The following is a 16,746-nucleotide window of genomic DNA, read 5'->3' on the forward strand; positions in this document are numbered from 1 at the left end:
TTTAGCCTGAGGGCTATCCAGCTCATTCCGATGGAGAAACCGTTCCCATAGCCGTCGTCTAGCCGTCGCCACAACGATCAGGACATTGACATCGGTAACCTGTAGGTACTGGCTACTTGCCAGTTCGCCGTTCTAGTACTCTGAGGCGGAAATAACCCAGCTGTTTACTCACGCGGAAACCCTTATGAGACCTGGGGTTCCCGTTCTGCCTTCGGCCTTCTTACGTCTGCCTTTCGGTACTAGCCTCGGCTATCTGCTGTTAGTCCTGCTCCAAGCGAGTTGGCCAGCACTATAACAGTAAACGAAGAGTCCTTAAACTAAAGACTATCTGGCAATATCCCACTCATTCTTTATGCAGCTCAGCACAACTTCGGTCAGTCCCGACAGTCTGCGCATTACCTTTGCGCCCCTTTCCCTAGATGAAGTCTATGCCCAGGCCGACAGCCCGGCCAATGGGGCGATCGTGGCCATGAGCGGCATGGTGCGCGATAACAGCGAAGGTAAACCTGTAGTAGCGCTAGAGTACCAGGCCTACGAACCCATGGCCTTAGAGGTGTTTCGTCAGATCGCTGGCCAAATTCGAGAGACTTGGCCCGAGGCCACCCGGGTTGTGATTCACCACCGCACCGGCAAGCTAGTGGTGGGGGAGATCAGCGTGCTGGTGGCGGTGGGCTGCCCTCACCGGGCCGAAGCATTTGCGGCCTGTCAATATGCGATCGATATCCTCAAGCACAATGCCCCAATCTGGAAGAAAGAACACTGGCAGGACGGATCCACCAGCTGGGTCAGCATTGGGGCTTGTGAAGAGGAGTAGCGCTCCATCTAGGGCAGCAGATAGCAGTGCACCTAGGTGTCTCGGTCGAGAAGAGCTCGAATATCTTGAGCCCCGTAGAGGACTCTAACAATTTCTATGCTGTCGGGTTGATGACGGTAAAAAACTAAATATCGTTTAAAGCCTTTGATATGCCACTTTCGTAGGCCTTTCAGCCGTTCTTGGCTGCTGGGGTAAGCACTCCCCATAACCGGCATACGGGCTAGATCTGCAAAGGTTTGGCGAGCGGCGTCAAAGAAGTCTAGGGCTTTGTCATAGTCGCTCTCTGCTAGATACCCGAAGTGCTCTCTCAGATCCAGTCGGGCTGGCTCTGAAACAACAATCCTAAGCATCGCGCTGGCTCTGGTGGCTCTCGATTAGGGCTAGCCGCTCTTGCTCCCACCAGTCGTCGGTGGCTTCGCTGCCTTCGCCTCGGTCTAGGCTGTCTAGCCCTTCGATGAGCAAACTATCTAGAGATTCTTTAGCCTGTCGCCGTTGCTGGTCGAGCAGCACCAGAGCCAGGAAATAGTCATCGGCGGAGGCGTAGCCGCTTTGGGCGATTTGCTCGTCCACATAGGCTTTGAGGTTGTCGGGCAAAGAAATGGTGATGTGACCCACGGCAGGGGTTCCTAAAGCGGCTAAGGGCTGTCTAAAGTCAGAGCCTCTCAGAGCGATCGACAGGAGGCTGCTTTTATTTTATGCCTTTCGCTAGATTTGCCAGGCTGAGGAGCTATAGCAGAGGTAGCAAAAAACGCGGGTGAGAGAATATGGCGAGTTGAATAGACCGTAGAAGTAGTAGGGTGGGCACTGCCCACCAGCCTTATTTTAGTAACATTCGCCATAACCCGTCTTTATTCTAGGCTGTCTCCCAATTACGGGAGAAGTCTAAAACTTTTGGGGTGATTCCGCGGAATTTCCTCTGATGCGGTTGAATAAAGCAAAGAAGCTTTGAACTATCAGATATGTCTGCACCGTTCAGAATCACCCGCCCGGCAGTAAAGTCGGTTGACACCAACGCCGAGAAAACAGCGAAGGAAGTTAAAAGCTATCTGGAACGGTTGCTAAAGCTGATTCCCGCAGAGGTAATCAGCCTGTACCTGGTAGGCAAGGGCATGATCGCTGGTGGAGCGGTCTCCCAGGCATCAATCGCCTATTGGGGCGGTTGGACGGTCGTTTGCTTGGTCGGCGTGTTCATCGTCAGAATATTTGGGACGGCGGATCCGAACCCAGATAAACCAGAAGGTCAGCCGCAACCCCCGCCGCAATCTCCACAAATGGGGGCCGTGTTAATTGCCTGTGTCTCTTTCCTGGTATGGATTTACTCCATGGGGGATGTGTTTGCCCTGCTCAATCTCTACGAGCCCATATTGGCAGGATTGATTATGCTGGGATGGACTTTCTTCGTCCCGTTTTTCTACAAAGGCTCTCGTACTTAAGCGGTGATTGGCCTCATCCGTTGTGTGAGTTTGTAACATTCCTCAAAATCCTGAAAGATGGCAGAGTCTTCTACGCCTTCCAGAAAGATTCAGAATCTGCGGAGTTTTACCGTTCAGATTCGACATATTAAAACCCAGGCGATTGTGGGTACGGGGTTTGTGGTCTCGGAGGAGGGGCTAATTGTCACCTGTACCCATGTGGTAGTGACAGCAGGGGTAAATCCACGTTTCGGAGAAATTCCTGGTCATTGGGAGTTAATTCGCAGTAGTTTCTTTCCCTCAAGTGACCCGTTGCAAACCGATCGCCGGGCAGCTATCCCGGTGTATTTCGCCCAAGCGAAACAGAAAGACCAGCGAGAGCAAACGGCCATTGTGGTGGGATGTTTTGAGGACTACTCTGATGATGTGGTGTTACTCAAACTTGAACGTGACTTGCCAGAGGGAGTTGAAGTTGCCCTTGTAGATAGCGTTGATGATTCGGTCAACGTGCCTGACAACCGTCTGTTTCGGAGTTTCGGCTATCGACGGTTGGGCAATTACCAGGGACTTCAGGCCGGTGGAGAAATCTTTGGCACGGTTGAGCCTCCAGCAGATAGAATCCTGTTGAAAGATCCGGTGCAGTTGCTATCGTCCACAGTCGACAGCGGTATGAGTGGAGCGGCAGTACTGGATGTGGTGCGCGATCGCGTCGTTGGCATCATTGCCGAGACATCGGATATTCGCACTGGAGCCGACCGAGATACCAGTTTTGCGGTGGATTATGCCGTGGTACAGATGTTGCCTGATTTGAGTGAGACATCATTAGAGGTATCCTTAGCCCAGCCCGATCGCCCAACTTCAAGCACCCGATCGCAGGCTATCCCCGCTGCTTCCCCAGGAGTCAAACCTGTGGCACTTTCTGCCACTCTGCCACCCAATCCCTTTGATCTAAAGCGCGCACCCAAACCGCTCGATGAATGGGTGGGGCGTGGGGAATTGCTGGAAAATTTAGATCAGGACTGGGAAAGTGGCGATCGCTGCATTACTGGGCTCATCGGCTTTGGCGGTGAAGGCAAAAGCTCCCTCGCCCAGCACTGGGTCGATCGGGTGATGCAGTCGGGCTCACCCCAACCCGATGGCGTGTTTTGGTGGGGCTTTTACGAAAACCTGGATGTAGAGCAGTTTTTTGAGGCGCTGCTGCGCTATCTAGAACCCACCCTTGACCTGAGCCAGTACCCTTCCAGCAGCGCCAAAGTTGCCTACCTGAAAGCCACCCTGCATCGCAGCCGCCATCGCTACCTGCTGGTGCTGGATGGGTTGGAAGTGTTGCAACACCCCCAAGGGGATGACTATGGCCTGTTTACCAGCGTCGATTTAAAGAACTGGCTGCGCAACTTTGCCGAAGCCACCCGTGGCTCCTTTTGCCTGATTACCACTCGCGCCCCCCTGCTCGACCTGATCGACTACCGCACCTACACCTACCGAGAAGTGGAACATCTCAGCGCAAACGAAGGGGTGGAACTGTTGCAAAAACTGGGCGTAAGCGGGAGCGAACCTGAACTACAGCAGGTGGTGCGGCAGTGGGGCGGCTATGCCCTGGTGTTGAGTTTGCTCGGTTCTTACCTGGTCGATCACTGCAACGGGGATATTCAGCAATTACCAGCGGATTTGGCCCCCACCGCAACGGAGGCCAAGTATGACCGGGTGAGCCGGGTGCTGCGCCGCTATGACGAGGCGTTGACCCCAGTAGATCGTGAATTCCTGGAAGGGTTCAGTGCTTCTCGGTTGCCCGTTCCGCAAGAGGCGTTAACGCTACTCCTCCCTGATTTGGCAGCAGACGAAGCAACCGCCATAAACATTGTGGCTCGCCTCGTCAAATACCGCATCCTGCGCTACAACCCGGATACCGCCACCTACACCACCCACCCCCTGATCCGCGACCACTATCTGCAACGGCTGAACCAGCATTCAGATCGAGCCGTAGCCCTGCATCGCCAGATCGCCGACTTTTACCTCACCACCGCCGGAGACACCCCAGAATTCCCGACCCTGGCTGACCTCACCCCCCTGATGGAAGCAGTACATCATCGCTGTCAGGCAGGAGATTATGATCAGGCGTTTGATGAAATTGCTTGGGAGCAGATTTATCAGGGCAATCGCGCTGTCCTCATTTACCAACTCGGAGCTTACGGCACCGATCTGAATCTGCTGCAAGACTTTTTCCCGGTGGGCAACACCAACCAAACCCCTCAGGTGAGCAGTCCGGACAAACAAAGATTCATTCTCAACGAAATCGGGCTCAGCTTGATGAACATGGGACGACTGATAGAAGCCCCCCCGTTTTACGAGCGATCAGCCGCGGGTGTCGTTTCTGCAGAAGATTGGAGAAATGCTAGTGCTGCTTACCAAAACCTGGCAGAACTTTATGCCTATCTCGGCGATCTTTCCGCAAGTGCTACTGCCGCCGAGTCTGCCCTCACCTATGCCCATCGTGTCGATGATGAGCAGCAGAAAAAGCAGAAAGAGAGCAATTCTCTGGCATACCAGGGGTGGGCAGCCCATCTGAAAGGCAACCTCGACGCTGCCCAGACTGCCTTTCAGCAAGCCGAGCAACTTGAGCAGCAGCAATACCTCTACAGTGTGCCGGGCATCCAACACGCCGAGCACCTGTACCGCCGGAGAGACACCGACTACGCCCGCCGCATCACCGAGGCAAACCAGGTCATCTGTGAACAAAATCGCTGGCAGTTTATCCTCAGCCTTTGCCACCGCCTGCTGGGCGATCTGGATGCCGCCCACAACCCGCAGGCTGCCCAGGAGCACTACAACGAAGCCCTGCGCCTTGCCCGCAGCATCTCAAAAAAGAACGTCCTGATCGAAGCCCTGCTGGCCCGGGGGCGGTGGGCGGCGCAACGGGGAGAGGGGGCCGCAGCGGCCAGCGACCTGGAGGAGGCTTTGAACTATGCCGTTGAGGGGGGCTATCGCATTCATGAGGCCGATATCCGGGTGGCCCTGGCCTGGATGCACCGGGCACAGGGCAACTCTGGTGCCGCCCAACGGGAGGCAGAGCGGGCGCAGCGCATGAGTCAGGCCATGGGCTACTACTGGGGCCAGCACGATGCCGCCGAGGTGCTGACGGAGTTGACGGCGGTTGCAGGGGCTTAGTAAGCCTCTACGACGAATAAGACAACTTCAGAATTATTTGCTCTGTACCCTATGAACAGCCCCCAGTAGCTCTAGCGTGAACGTTTGAGCAGGAGTTAACCCTTGGGCACCGCCGATATTCATCCCTTCACACAGGCGAGGCACGCTCAGCACTTGTTGACACTGCCCCGTCGCGATATCCCAGACGCAGATGGTGCCATCTTCGCTAGCGCTAACCAGCGAAGATGGCCGGGATGGTGATGTCAGGGGGCTAAACGCCACGCTCCAGATGCGGTGGCGATGGCTTTGCAGAGTATGTCGGCAGTTCCCGGTGCTGACCTCCCAGAGGCGAATGGTTTGGTCGTTGCTGCCGCTGGCGATCCACTGACCATCTGGACTAAACGCCACGGACTGAATCCAGTGGGTATGGCCGCTCAAGGTGTACAAACACTGGCCCGTCGCCACCTGCCAGACTTTAACGACCTGATCATCGCCACCACTGACGAGCAGCTGACCGTCTGGACTGAAGGCGACCGACCAGATACCGCTGGTGTGGCCGGTGAGCACCCGCAGGCATTCCCCCGTGGTGCCGTCCCAGATGCAAATCGTCTGATCATCGCCGCTACTGGCAAGAAGTGGCCTGACTGCGTTTGGCGAAAACGCCACGCACCGCACCCAGTGGGTGTGGGCTCGGAGCTGGTATAGACATTCGCCCGTTTGCACCGACCAGAGCCGCACCGTGTGGTCAGTGCTGCCGCTCGCCAGCGTCAACCCATCCGGGCTAAAGGCCACCGATCGCACCCAGCTGATATGCCCCTGCAGCGTTCTCAGGCATTGCCCCGAAGCCCCATCCCACAGGCGGATCTGGTGGTCGCTGCTGCCGCTGGCCAGGAGGTTTTGGGTGGGGCTGCAGGCCACCGATCGCACCCAGCTGGTGTGACCGGTGAGCACTCGGGTCGGTTGGTCAGCGGCCAGGTTCCAGAGACGGAGGCTGCGATCGCAGCCTCCGGTCACCAGGGTTTGACCATCGGCGCTAAAGGCCAGGGAGAGAATGCCGTTGACGTAGCCCCGCAGTCGCTTCGTGCACTGCCCGGTTTGCACGTCCCAGAGCTGCACGGTTTGGTCGCTACCCCCCAAAATCAACTGGCGGCCATCGGGGCTGAAGGCCACGGACCAAATATCTTGAATCGAGCACTGTAGGGTTTGCAGGCAATCGCCGGTGCTGATCTGCCAGAGCTTGACCGTTTGATCGTTGCTAGCGCTGGCCAAGAGCTGACCGTCGGGGCTAAAGGCCACGGATTGCACCCAGTTGCTGTGCCCTGCGAGGGTCATCAGGCAGGAGCCGGTGGCCACCTCCCACAGTTTGATGGTGCGATCGCGGCTACCGCTGGCAACTTGCTGACCATCGGGGGCAAAGGCCACCGACTGGACCCAGTCGGTGTGGCCCAACAGAGTCTGGTGGATGGTGCCCGACGGCAGCTCCCAGAGCTTGAGGGTTTGGTCGTTACTGCCGCTGACGAGCCAGCGGGTATCGGGGCTAAAGGCCACCGACCACACCCAGTTTTGATGACCGGCCAAGACTTGCAGACAGGTGCCCGTAGCCACTTCCCATAGGCGGATGGTGTGGTCGTTGCTGCTGCTCGCCAGGTAGCGGCCATCGGCACTAAAGGCCACCGACCACACCCAGTTGTGATGCCCCCTCAGGGTCGCCAAACACTGCCCGGTGTGCACCTGCCAGAGCCGAATCGTGTGGTCTTCGCTGCCGCTGGCCAGCATTGTTCCATCGGGGCTAAAGCTGACCGCATGCACCCAGCCCGTGTGCCCCTGGTAGATCATCGTTTTGGTGCCGTCGGCGGTTTGCCAGAGACAGATATCGTTATCTGTGGTGGCCGTGGCAAAGTGGTGACCATCGGGGCTAAACGCCACTGAGAGGGTGCTGGCAAAGGTCTCCGGCAGCACGGAGCGAGCGAGATCGGCCCGGGAAAAATTCACCCCTCTGAGGTTGGCGCCTTCTAAATAGGCCTGCCAAATGGTTAAGGCAGAAAAGTCATAGCCGCTGACATCCACCCCCATCTGAATCAACAGATTGAGAATATTGCCAGCTAAATAGCCGGGGGCAAGGGGCAGGTGCGCCTGCTGCCAGCGCAGCATCGCCATTAAATGGTTTGCAACCAGCGATGCTGTCTTAAACTCAGCCCGCAACTGGTGGAGCATGGGCCGGAGAATGAGACGAATCTGGCCCTCGCGCACATAGTCTTTCGCCTGGGCCTTGATCAGCGCATGGGTGGTGAGGAGCTGGGGTTCCTGGGTCTGCACCACCTCTCGGCAGGCCTGGTTGACCAATCGCTCGGTCAGGTACTCCATAATCACCGGCTGAATGCTGAACTGTCCCTGATGACGCTCAATCAGCGATCGCTGCCCCAAGGAGTTCAGCGCGGTCAAAATGGTGCGCTGACTCGGGGCATCCACCAGGTCTTGGCACAGGTCCCGGAGGGATATCGGTTCACGGGCGATGGCCAGCCAGTAAAGAATCGCCTGCTCCAGGGCGGTGAGGCGATCGAAGTGCTGCTCTAGCAGCTCATCGATGGCTTCGACCACCATAATGTTTTGCTGCAGAAAGGCGGCAATATCCCCATCGAAGAGGTCTTGCACCGTCGTCGAAACCATCTTGAGGGCCAGGGGATTGCCCCCGTAGCGCTGGATCAGTTCGGCCAGGTCGGTGGAGAACGGGGCGGTGACCCCTTTGGCGAGGAGCAGTTGATGGCCGGTCTGAGCCGAAAGGCCTTTGAGATAGAGCGATCGCACCGGCATTTCCGCCCCTTCTAGCACCGTGAACTCGCGGGGTTTTTCGCGACCGTTGAGCACCAGACAGCTTTGATGGCCCGTTTCACCCATGCGCTTAAAGAACTGCCCGTAGTTCTCATAGCCCGGGCGATACTGTCCGGCCCATTCTCCCTCCTGCAGCAGGGTCTCTGTATTATCTAAAACCAGCAGGCAGCGGTGGGTGGTGAGCAGCGTCATCACCTGTTCCAGCTGATCATCGATGGCGATGTCTCGGTGGGGCCAGCTGATCCGGGTAAAGGTCTGCAACAGGCTGGCTAACAGGTCCGCCAGGGGAGGCCCATTGCGCAGCGATCGCCAGATCACCACATCAAACAGCGGCAGGGGAACGCTGGCGTGCCCGGTGACGGCCTCGGCCAGCTGACGGGCCAGCTTCACCGAGAAATGGGTCTTGCCAATGCCGCCCACCCCAAAGATGCCGACGAGCCGACAGCGGTCGGTGACGATCCACTGCCACAGGGTCGACAGTTCTGACTGACGACCGTAGAAACTATCGACATCCCGGGCTTCGCCCCAGTCCTGGTAGACGTTTCGCAGGGTCGGGGAGACCGTTGAGGGAGAGCTGGGGGACGTCGTATCTTCTAGGGCCAGCAGAGTGTCACTGCTTGAGCCCGTGGCCGGTGCCCCAGTGCCCGCTAAATGACGCTCCAAAACAGCGAGGGCGTTTAGCTTCGTGACCTTTTCCCCTAATGCCTTTGACAGGGTCTGCCACAGCTGCGGCCCCACGTGTTTTCGCAAGTAGTGGGCTGAGTAGCCGCAGGCCGTCGCAATTTGGTCATAGTTTTGGCGCTCTCCTGAGCCGGCCACTTGCAATAGAGCCCGTTCTGGAGCGCTCAAGCGGCTGCCCGTGGCAGCGCTGACCAGGGCCTCGGCAAAGGCGAGCACGTCTGAGTCAGAGCGGACATGAGGATCGCGATCGCGGCTGAGCATCTGCGGGCACAGGAACACGGTAGCCTGCATCCTACTGTGGGCCTCTCCGCCGCGCCGACCACCTGGAACAAACCTGGAACTTTGAGACAAAAGTTCACGGCAAAGTCCTGGAACCTCCGGTATCGACAGCCTTAGGCTCCCCCCAGATAATTGCAGTCACGATTTCACCGTTGTCTGCACTCAGGACGCTTGAGCCATGTCTTCTCATCCTCGCTTGCCCCTGTCTCGTCGCCACATGATTCGCGGTTTGCTGGCCGCTAGCGCCTTCGGAGCCACCTCTCAGCTGTGGACCGGCTGCTCCAGTAAACCAACCTCAGAGGCTGAAGCGACTGATTCTTCGGCAGCATCCTCCGATGCGCCGCTGGTGATCGGGATGCTCTACGTCGGCCCCAAAGACGACTACGGCTGGAACCAGGCCCATGCGGAAGGGGCCGCTGGCATCATGAAGCTGCCGGGTATCAAAGTCGTTGAAGAAGCGAATGTGCCGGAAACCACCGCTGCCGCCGAGACCATGCGCAGCATGATCGTGCAGGATGGGGCCACGGTGCTCTTCCCCACCTCCTTTGGCTACTTTGACCCCTACATTTTGGAGCTGGCGAAGGAATTTCCCGAGGTGCAGTTCCTGCACTGCGGCACGTTGTTCGAGGAGGGCAAGCACCCCAACAACGTCGGCAGCTATTTTGGCTTCATCGATGAGGCCTACTACGTGGCGGGCATTGTCGCCGCCCACGCCTCCAAGACGGGGCAGATGGGCTTTGTGATGGCGAAGCCGATTCCGCGGATTGTGCGCACTCTAAATAGCTGGATGCTGGGGGCGCGATCGGTGAATCCAGCGGCCACCACCCAGCTGATCGTTACCGGCGCCTGGAGCGACCCAGTTAAAGAGGCGGAGGCGGTGAACAGCATGGCCGATCAGGGCATTGATGTGATCACCTGCAACGTCGATAACGCCAAGGTGGTGATGGAAACTGCTGAAAAACGGGGGATTTATTGCAGCGGCAACGGCGTCAATCAGTCCGCCGTGGCGCCAAAGGGCTATCTAACCGGAGCCGAGTGGGATTGGACCGGCGTTTATACCAGCTACGCCACCATGATTCAGGAGGGCAAAACCCTGATGAACGGCGGGATTCCCCATTTATATCTGGGCGGCTTAAGCGATAACTTTGTCAAACTGTCTCCCTACGGGGAGCCCGTAAGCGAAGCGGCTAAAGCTGAGGCCGAGCAGGCCAAAGCGGGCCTAATGGATGGCTCGTTGGTGGTTTACAAAGGCGAAATTAAAGACAACACCGGGGCCACGGTGATTCCGGCAGGCACCGAATACAAGCCCGGCAACCCCGAACTGGAGAAAATGGACTGGCTGGTCGAGGGCGTGAATGGCACAATTACCAGCTGATGAGGATGCTCCGGTCAAGTCACCTGCGCTGGCGATCGCGCTTAGAGAGCCTGTGCATTCCGGTGGGAGCGCTGCTGGTGGCCCTGCTGCTGTTCGGCGGTCTATGCGCGCTAGAGGGCTACAATCCTCTGTCCGTCTATGGCGCCATTTATCAAGCCGCCTTTGGCTCCCGGTTTGCCTGGCAAAACACCCTGCTGCGGGCTGCGCCCCTGATGCTGAGCGCCCTCTGCACCGTCCTACCCGCCCGTCTGGGCCTGATTGTGATCGGTAACGAAGGCGCCCTGGTGTTAGGCGGGCTATTAGCCGCTATCACGGGTATTCAGCTGGCCGCAGCACCGACGTCCCTGGGGCTGCTGGCCATGGCGCTGGCGGGAGTGATAGCGGGTGGGCTATGGATCATGGTCATCGGCGCTTTGCGGCACTTTCGCGGCGTCAATGAAACCATCAGCAGCTTGTTGATGAACTACCTGGCGATCGCGTTTTTGAGCCACATGGTGGAAGGTCCCTGGCGCGATCCCAGTTCTCTCAACCAGCCCTCTACTTTTCTGATTCCCGATGCTCTCAGACTCGGCAATCTGCCCCCGTCACGGGTGCACTATGGCCTGCTATATGGCCTGGCGGCCTGTGCGATCGCCCACCTGCTGATCCAGCGCACGACCTTTGGCTTCGCGGTGCGCACCGTCGGCGGCAACCGTCGCGCCGCTCGCATGGTCGGGCTGGCGACGGGTAAACTGACCCTCGCTATTTGTTTTCTGGCGGGCTCCTGCGCGGGCCTGGCGGGCATGGTGGAAGTGGCCGCCGTCCACGGTCGGGCCAATGGTGCGCTGCATGCCAACTACGGCTACAGCAGCATTCTGGTGGCCTTTGTCGCCAAGCAAAATTCGCTCACAGTCATCCTGGTCGCCATTTTGCTCGGGGGTATTTTAGCCAGCGGCAGCCTCTTGCAGCGGGCCCTCGAGATGCCCGATGCCACCGTCATGGTCCTCCAGGGCTTGATTTTCCTTGTCATCCTCTACAGCGAGTCTCTGTACGGCCAAATTCCCTGGTTTCGCGAGCCGCGTCCCAGCGATGACCCCTCGCCCGCTGTCCACCCGCCCGTCTTAGCCTCAGCGACCGTAACTCCCCCCTCACCCTCTGGAGACTTGCACCGATGACACCTGACAGCCTTGGCTGGTGGGGGATTCCCCTAGCAATTTTAGGTGGTCTATTGCGCGGCAGCGTGCCGTTTTTGTTCGTCAGCCTGGGAGAATGTCTGACGGAGAAGAGCGGCAAGATTAACCTCGGCCTCGAGGGCAGTTTGCTGCTCGGAGCGGTTACAGGCTATGCCCTGTCCTTTCACAGCGGCTCTCCGTGGGTCGGGGTGCTTGGCGCCGGGGGAGCGGGTCTGGGGCTCGGTGCGATCCACGCCTGGCTGGTGCAGCAGCGCCGGGTCAACGATATTTCGGTAGGCATCGCCATGATGATCTTTGGCGGTGGCCTGGCCAACTATCTAGGCAAGCCCTACATTCAGCCGATCGCCCCCCAGCTACCCGCCCTCCACTGGGGCGACTGGAGTGATTTACCCGCGGTGCAGTCAGCCCTGAGGGTGAGTCCGCTGCTGCTGATCGGTATCGCGATCGCCGTCTCATTGCAGTGGTTCTTTAAGGCCACCCGATGGGGTCTGATCGTCAGAGCCGTAGGGGAAAGCCCAACCGCAGCTAAGGCCATGGGCTTTTCCGTGGCCCGCACCCAAACCGCCTGCATCATGGTCGGGGCGGGGATGGCGGGGATCGCGGGTGCCTACCTGTCTCTCTACTTTCCCGGCAGCTGGAATGAAAACATTTCCAGCGGGCAGGGGCTGTTAGCAGTCGCTCTGGTGATTTTTGCCCGCTGGAACCCGATCCAGTGTCTTTGGGCCGCTCTGCTCTTTGGCGGCACCCAGGGTCTAGGCCCCGCTTTGCAGTCGGTGGGCATCGAAGGCTACTACTACGTTTTCAACGCGATGCCCTACCTCCTCACCTTGGTCATTATGGTGGCCACCTGCTCGCCCGTGCGATCGTCGGTGGGGGCACCCGCTTCCCTCGGTCAACCCCGCCCCGATGCCTGACGATGTCGCCGATCAGACCATAGCATTTCTAAAAGTCACAGCCATCCCTCAGCAGCAACCCGAATGCACACCCTGGATTTACTCCTTCGTCAGGCCCTGTTACCCGACGGTTCCCTGGCCCAGATCGCAGTCAGGGCCGGTAAGATTCACCAGATTGCATCCCCGGAGGCGAATCTGGGCAATGCCAAGACGGTGCTTGACCTGCAGGGCGATCTGCTCTGTCCGGGGCTAGTGGATGGTCATATTCATCTGGATAAAACCTTTTGGGGCGCACCCTGGCACCCCCATATTCCCGGCGACTCGGTCAAACAGCGGGTGGAAATCGAAAAGCAGTTGCTCAAGACCGTGACAGTTTCGGTTGAGCAGCGGGCCGCTCATCTCTTAGAGCAGGCGATCGCCCAGGGCACCACCCAAATGCGCACCCATGTGGATATTCATCCCGAGGTCGGGCTACGCAACCTGGAAGGGATTCTGCGCGTCCGCGATCGGTACCAGGACTACATCGACATCCAGATTGTGGCGTTTCCCCAAAGCGGGTTGATGTCCTGCCCAGGTACCCTGGCATTGCTCGATCAGGCGCTCACCGCGGGAGCCGACCTGGTGGGGGGCCTGGACCCGGCAGGGATGGATAACGATATTCAGGGCCACCTAGACGCGGTTTTTCAGCTGGCCGAAAAGCACGGTGTGAACATTGACATTCACCTGCATGATCCAGGCGAGTTGGGGATTTTCGAGCTCGAGCAGGTGATCCAGCGCACCGAAGCCTTAGGAATGCAGGGCCATGTTGCGGTCAGTCATGCCTACTGCCTGGGGATGGTGCCCGTTGAGTTGGTCAGAGCCACCGCCGAGTACCTCGCCCGAGCGGATATTGCCATTATGACGACGGCCCCTGGGCATTTAGCGTTCCCCCCCATCCCACTACTGCGCAAGGCCGGGATCAGGATCTTTTCTGGCTCTGACGATGTCCGCAATGCCTGGTGTCCTTTCAGCAAGGCCGACATGCTAGAACGCGCATCCCTGATTGCCTACCGGTCAGACTTTCGTACTGACGCTGACCTATCGACGGCCTTTGAAATTGTGACTGCTGGGGGTGCCAAGGTGATTCAGGGAGCAATTCCGAATTTCACCCAGGGTGCGGTTGCTGATTTCATCGTGATCGCAGCCGACTCTGTTCCTGCCGCTGTAGCGACTCAACCGCCTAGAAAATTTGTGATTAAAAACGGCCAAGTTACCGTCTGCAAGGGTGAGTTGATTGGGCCTATAAGTCTGACTCACAGCCTCAAATCTATATAGAAGGAAGAATTTCTTGGTGCAGGCTAGATCGGCAAAGGTATGGCAAGCGGCGTCAAAGAAGTCTAGGGCTTTGTCATAGTCGCTCTCTGCTAGATATCCGAAGTGCTCTCTCAGATCCAGGCGGGCTGGCTCTGAAACAACAATCCTAAGCATCGCGCTGGGGCTGGGGCTCTCGATCAGGGCGAGCCGCCCTTGATCCCAGCAGTCGTCGGTGGCTTCGACGCCTTCTCCTCGATCCAGGCTGTCTAGTCCTTCGATGAGCAAGCTATCTAGGGATTCTTTAGCCTGTGGCCGTTGCTGGTCAAGTAGCACCAGGGCGAGACAATAGTCATCATAGTAGACAAGAACATTAGCTATGGCATTAGCGTAGCCCCAACCAACTTGTGCGATCGCTGGATGCAGAGTGTATTTCCTCAACAAACAACCCTACTCCCATCTGGAAGAAAGAGATCGGGGTAGACGGCTCGATCGGCTGGGTCAGTATTGGGGTCTGTGAACAAGCTAACTAACAGCAGTGGCTAATCCCTTAGACAGCAAAGGATTCTTGAGAGAATTAGCTAGATATTGAGAACTGTCCCAAGCTGAGCAGAAATTTGCCTAACAATTTCCTTGCCAATTTCGATGGAAGAGGTAGCAGCGGGTGATGGTGCATTGCACACATGAACCGCGCGATCGCGTTGAATGAGTAGGAAATCATCGACCAACTTGCCGTCAGGAGCAAGGGCCTGAGCACGAACACCGGCATGGGTTGGCACTAAGTCAGCTGATTCAACTTCAGGAATTAATCTTTGCAAGCTGCGGACAAACGCAGCTTTGCTAAAGGAACGGATTATCTCCTTTAGACCCTCGTCAGCATGGCGAGCGGCCAGCTTCCAGAAGCCACCGTAGGTCATAACATCGGCAAAGTCTTTAAAATCAAAATCAAATTTACTATACCCCTCTCGCTTGAGGCTCAAGACAGCGTTAGGGCCAGCATGAACGCTGCCATCAATCATGCGAGTAAAATGAACACCTAAAAAGGGAAAATTAGGGTTAGGAACGGGGTAAATTAAGTGCTTGACTAGGCCTCGTTTCTCGGGCACAAGTTCGTAATATTCTCCGCGAAAGGGTACAATTTTTGCCTGAGGATTAGCACCCTCTTGCTTAGCAATTAGGTCGCTCTGTAGCCCTGCGCAGTTCACCAAAAACCGGGTCGAAAACGTACTGACAGTCGTCTCCAAGGTATAACCATCAGGTGTTTTTACCAGATTTTCAAGACGGGTATTTAGCTTTAGGTCAGCGCCTTGATCTCTAGCATATTTTACATAAGCCTGACAAACCTGCTTGTAATCTGCAATGCCAGTCGAAAACACTCGAATGGAGGCTAAACAACGTACATGAGGTTCAATCTCTTGAGTTTCTTCTGCGCTGAGTTTGCATACCTCAAGGCCATTTTCTAAACCGCGCTGATAAAGCTTCTCTAGATAAGGAAGCTCATTTATTTCAGTAGCAACAATCACCTTTCCACAGACGTCATAGGCGATGTTATTGGCTTCACAAAATGCAACCATTCCTGCACAGCCATCGCGGCATAGCTTAGCTTTTAGGCTGCCCGGCTTATAGTATATACCTGAGTGAATTACACCGCTATTATGGCCAGTCTGATGATGCCCCCACTGGCTTTCTTTCTCCAATACTAGAATCTTTAGATTAGAGTATTGGCGCCCCAGTGTCATGGCAGTTGAGAGACCTACTATACCCCCACCAACAATTGCAACATCGTACATAATTTTGCCAAGATTATTTCGAGATAAATTATAGTAAATTTTCTGCCAACTAGTACTCTGAGGCGGAAATAACCCAGCTGTTTACTCACGCGGAAACCCTTATGAGGCCTGGGGTTCCCGTTCTGCCTTCTGCCTTCTTACTTCTGCCTTTCGGTACTAGTTTAGTAGTTGGCAGAAAACGTTCGTGTGCCTCTTCCAAACAGGTTACTCTCTAAGAGGGTGTTTGAAAAGTCTGACGGGGTCAAAAATTATGCCAACCGCCTGACCATGATCCGGATCATGGCGAGGTAGATGAGGGTTTCTGAGGTTTCTGGCAACCGTTCGTAGTCTCGCGCCAAGCGTCGGCATCCCATTAGCCATCCGAAGGTACGCTCGACCACCCAGCGTTTCTTCAGCACAACAAACCCTTTGGTCTGCTGGGGGCGTAACACGACCTCGACGATCCAGCGACAGGTATCCATCACCCACATCATGAAGGCAGGGCCGTCAAACCCCCCATCCGCCCAAATCAGGTTTAGCCTGGCGATGGCCGCTCCCATTTCCTCTTAACGGGTGACAACGTACCTAAAGAGCTTGCTGCATCAGGGATAGAGCATAGAGACCACGCTGAAAATAGCGATGTTTATGGGGTTTGAGCGCTATCAGTTGGAGTGCCCAGTCGGTCCATAACTCCAGGGCATAGATCCACCGTTGGCCATAGAGACCGAGACTAAAGTCACTCTGTCGGGGTGTCTTATCGTAGTGCTCTTGGATACGTCCAGCATACTGATCTACGCCGAGGTGTTTCATCTGTTGTCCGTGCATCGTGGCCCAACTGTAGGCCAAGGTAATGAGCAAGACTAAGGCTAAAAACCGAGTGTCATTCACCTTGGTATCCTCCAAGTGATAGCCGCCCGTCTTGCAATCTTTGAACAGCTGTTCAATGCCCCATCGACATCGATAGACCGCTAAGGCTTGCGCTAAGGTGGGCAAATTGGTCAGGATATACCACGGTTCTTTAGGTCCCTTTTGGCGGTACTTTCGCTTCCAATAGACGGCTAAGTTAAAGGGGCCGAGGCCATCGCCTT

The 16,746-nt window shown here is 56.7% G+C and carries 12 protein-coding genes and 1 pseudogene; 7 read left to right on the top strand and 6 right to left on the bottom strand.

Annotated elements, in window-relative coordinates; genetic code table 11:
• Positions 1–352: 352 nt before the first annotated feature.
• A complete protein-coding gene (locus tag IQ254_RS03550) occupies positions 353–814 on the top strand; it encodes a molybdenum cofactor biosynthesis protein MoaE (protein ID WP_193964415.1) in 462 nt (153 codons plus the stop codon).
• 32 nt (positions 815–846) lie between these two features.
• Here the strand turns inward: IQ254_RS03550 and IQ254_RS03555 are convergent, their stop codons facing one another.
• Both IQ254_RS03555 and IQ254_RS03560 read right to left on the bottom strand, forming a co-directional pair.
• A complete protein-coding gene (locus IQ254_RS03555; protein ID WP_193964417.1) occupies positions 847–1,164 on the bottom strand; it encodes a type II toxin-antitoxin system RelE/ParE family toxin in 318 nt (105 codons plus the stop codon).
• Positions 1,157–1,429: a type II toxin-antitoxin system ParD family antitoxin gene (locus IQ254_RS03560; RefSeq protein WP_193964419.1), complete on the bottom strand. Its 273-nt coding sequence runs from the start codon at positions 1,427–1,429 to the stop codon at positions 1,157–1,159. The genes IQ254_RS03555 and IQ254_RS03560 overlap by 8 nt, the downstream gene beginning before the upstream one ends.
• Before the next feature lie 344 nt (positions 1,430–1,773).
• Between IQ254_RS03560 and IQ254_RS03565 the strand changes: the two genes are divergently transcribed.
• Entirely contained in the window at positions 1,774–2,247 is a 474-nt protein-coding gene (locus IQ254_RS03565) for a hypothetical protein (RefSeq protein ID WP_193964421.1), read from the top strand.
• Between the two features lie 57 nt (positions 2,248–2,304).
• Positions 2,305–5,391, top strand: coding sequence for a trypsin-like peptidase domain-containing protein (locus IQ254_RS03570; RefSeq protein WP_193964423.1), 3,087 nt, complete (start codon positions 2,305–2,307; stop codon positions 5,389–5,391).
• A 33-nt stretch (positions 5,392–5,424) separates the two neighbouring features.
• Here IQ254_RS03570 and IQ254_RS03575 read toward each other — a convergent pair whose 3' ends face one another.
• Positions 5,425–9,171: a WD40 repeat domain-containing protein gene (locus IQ254_RS03575; RefSeq protein WP_228040069.1), complete on the bottom strand. Its 3,747-nt coding sequence runs from the start codon at positions 9,169–9,171 to the stop codon at positions 5,425–5,427.
• 166 nt (positions 9,172–9,337) lie between these two features.
• Here IQ254_RS03575 and IQ254_RS03580 point away from each other — a divergent pair, with 166 nt between their 5' ends.
• The 4 genes from IQ254_RS03580 (at position 9,338) to IQ254_RS03595 (ending at position 13,913) form a co-directional block, all read left to right on the top strand.
• A complete protein-coding gene (locus IQ254_RS03580) occupies positions 9,338–10,534 on the top strand; it encodes a BMP family ABC transporter substrate-binding protein (protein WP_193964425.1) in 1,197 nt (398 codons plus the stop codon).
• A 5-nt stretch (positions 10,535–10,539) separates the two neighbouring features.
• Positions 10,540–11,688 (top strand): ABC transporter permease, encoded by a 1,149-nt coding sequence (locus IQ254_RS03585; RefSeq protein WP_193964427.1) that lies wholly within the window; start codon positions 10,540–10,542, stop codon positions 11,686–11,688.
• Positions 11,685–12,620, top strand: a complete 936-nt coding sequence (locus IQ254_RS03590) for an ABC transporter permease (RefSeq protein WP_193964429.1) — start codon at positions 11,685–11,687, stop codon at positions 12,618–12,620. The genes IQ254_RS03585 and IQ254_RS03590 overlap by 4 nt, the downstream gene beginning before the upstream one ends.
• A gap of 63 nt (positions 12,621–12,683) precedes the next feature.
• Entirely contained in the window at positions 12,684–13,913 is a 1,230-nt protein-coding gene (locus tag IQ254_RS03595) for an amidohydrolase family protein (protein ID WP_193964431.1), read from the top strand.
• A 557-nt stretch (positions 13,914–14,470) separates the two neighbouring features.
• Here IQ254_RS03595 and lhgO read toward each other — a convergent pair.
• From lhgO to IQ254_RS03610, 3 genes and pseudogenes are all read right to left on the bottom strand, one after another.
• A complete protein-coding gene (lhgO, locus tag IQ254_RS03600; protein ID WP_193964433.1) occupies positions 14,471–15,679 on the bottom strand; it encodes an L-2-hydroxyglutarate oxidase in 1,209 nt (402 codons plus the stop codon).
• Between the two features lie 248 nt (positions 15,680–15,927).
• Positions 15,928–16,245: pseudogene (locus tag IQ254_RS03605) on the bottom strand (transposase); the annotation flags it as partial.
• Positions 16,244–16,746, bottom strand: a 503-nt coding sequence (locus IQ254_RS03610) for a transposase (protein WP_193964442.1), incomplete at its 5' end; no start/stop codon positions are given. The gene IQ254_RS03610 and the pseudogene IQ254_RS03605, both read right to left, overlap by 2 nt.

Source organism: Nodosilinea sp. LEGE 07088 (assembly GCF_015207395.1).
Classification (GTDB): Bacteria; Cyanobacteriota; Cyanobacteriia; order Phormidesmidales; family Phormidesmidaceae; genus Nodosilinea.

What these genes read in the sequence shown, in the direction of transcription:
- IQ254_RS03550 (WP_193964415.1), top strand. Translation starts at nt 353, where the DNA reads ATGCAGCTCAGCACAACTTCGGTCAGTCCCGACAGTCTGCGCATTACC.
- IQ254_RS03555 (WP_193964417.1), bottom strand. Translation starts at nt 1,164, where the DNA reads ATGCTTAGGATTGTTGTTTCAGAGCCAGCCCGACTGGATCTGAGAGAG.
- IQ254_RS03565 (WP_193964421.1), top strand. Translation starts at nt 1,774, where the DNA reads ATGTCTGCACCGTTCAGAATCACCCGCCCGGCAGTAAAGTCGGTTGAC.
- IQ254_RS03570 (WP_193964423.1), top strand. Translation starts at nt 2,305, where the DNA reads ATGGCAGAGTCTTCTACGCCTTCCAGAAAGATTCAGAATCTGCGGAGT.
- IQ254_RS03575 (WP_228040069.1), bottom strand. Translation starts at nt 9,171, where the DNA reads ATGCAGGCTACCGTGTTCCTGTGCCCGCAGATGCTCAGCCGCGATCGC.
- IQ254_RS03580 (WP_193964425.1), top strand. Translation starts at nt 9,338, where the DNA reads ATGTCTTCTCATCCTCGCTTGCCCCTGTCTCGTCGCCACATGATTCGC.
- IQ254_RS03585 (WP_193964427.1), top strand. Translation starts at nt 10,540, where the DNA reads ATGCTCCGGTCAAGTCACCTGCGCTGGCGATCGCGCTTAGAGAGCCTG.
- IQ254_RS03590 (WP_193964429.1), top strand. Translation starts at nt 11,685, where the DNA reads ATGACACCTGACAGCCTTGGCTGGTGGGGGATTCCCCTAGCAATTTTA.
- IQ254_RS03595 (WP_193964431.1), top strand. Translation starts at nt 12,684, where the DNA reads ATGCACACCCTGGATTTACTCCTTCGTCAGGCCCTGTTACCCGACGGT.
- lhgO (WP_193964433.1), bottom strand. Translation starts at nt 15,679, where the DNA reads ATGTACGATGTTGCAATTGTTGGTGGGGGTATAGTAGGTCTCTCAACT.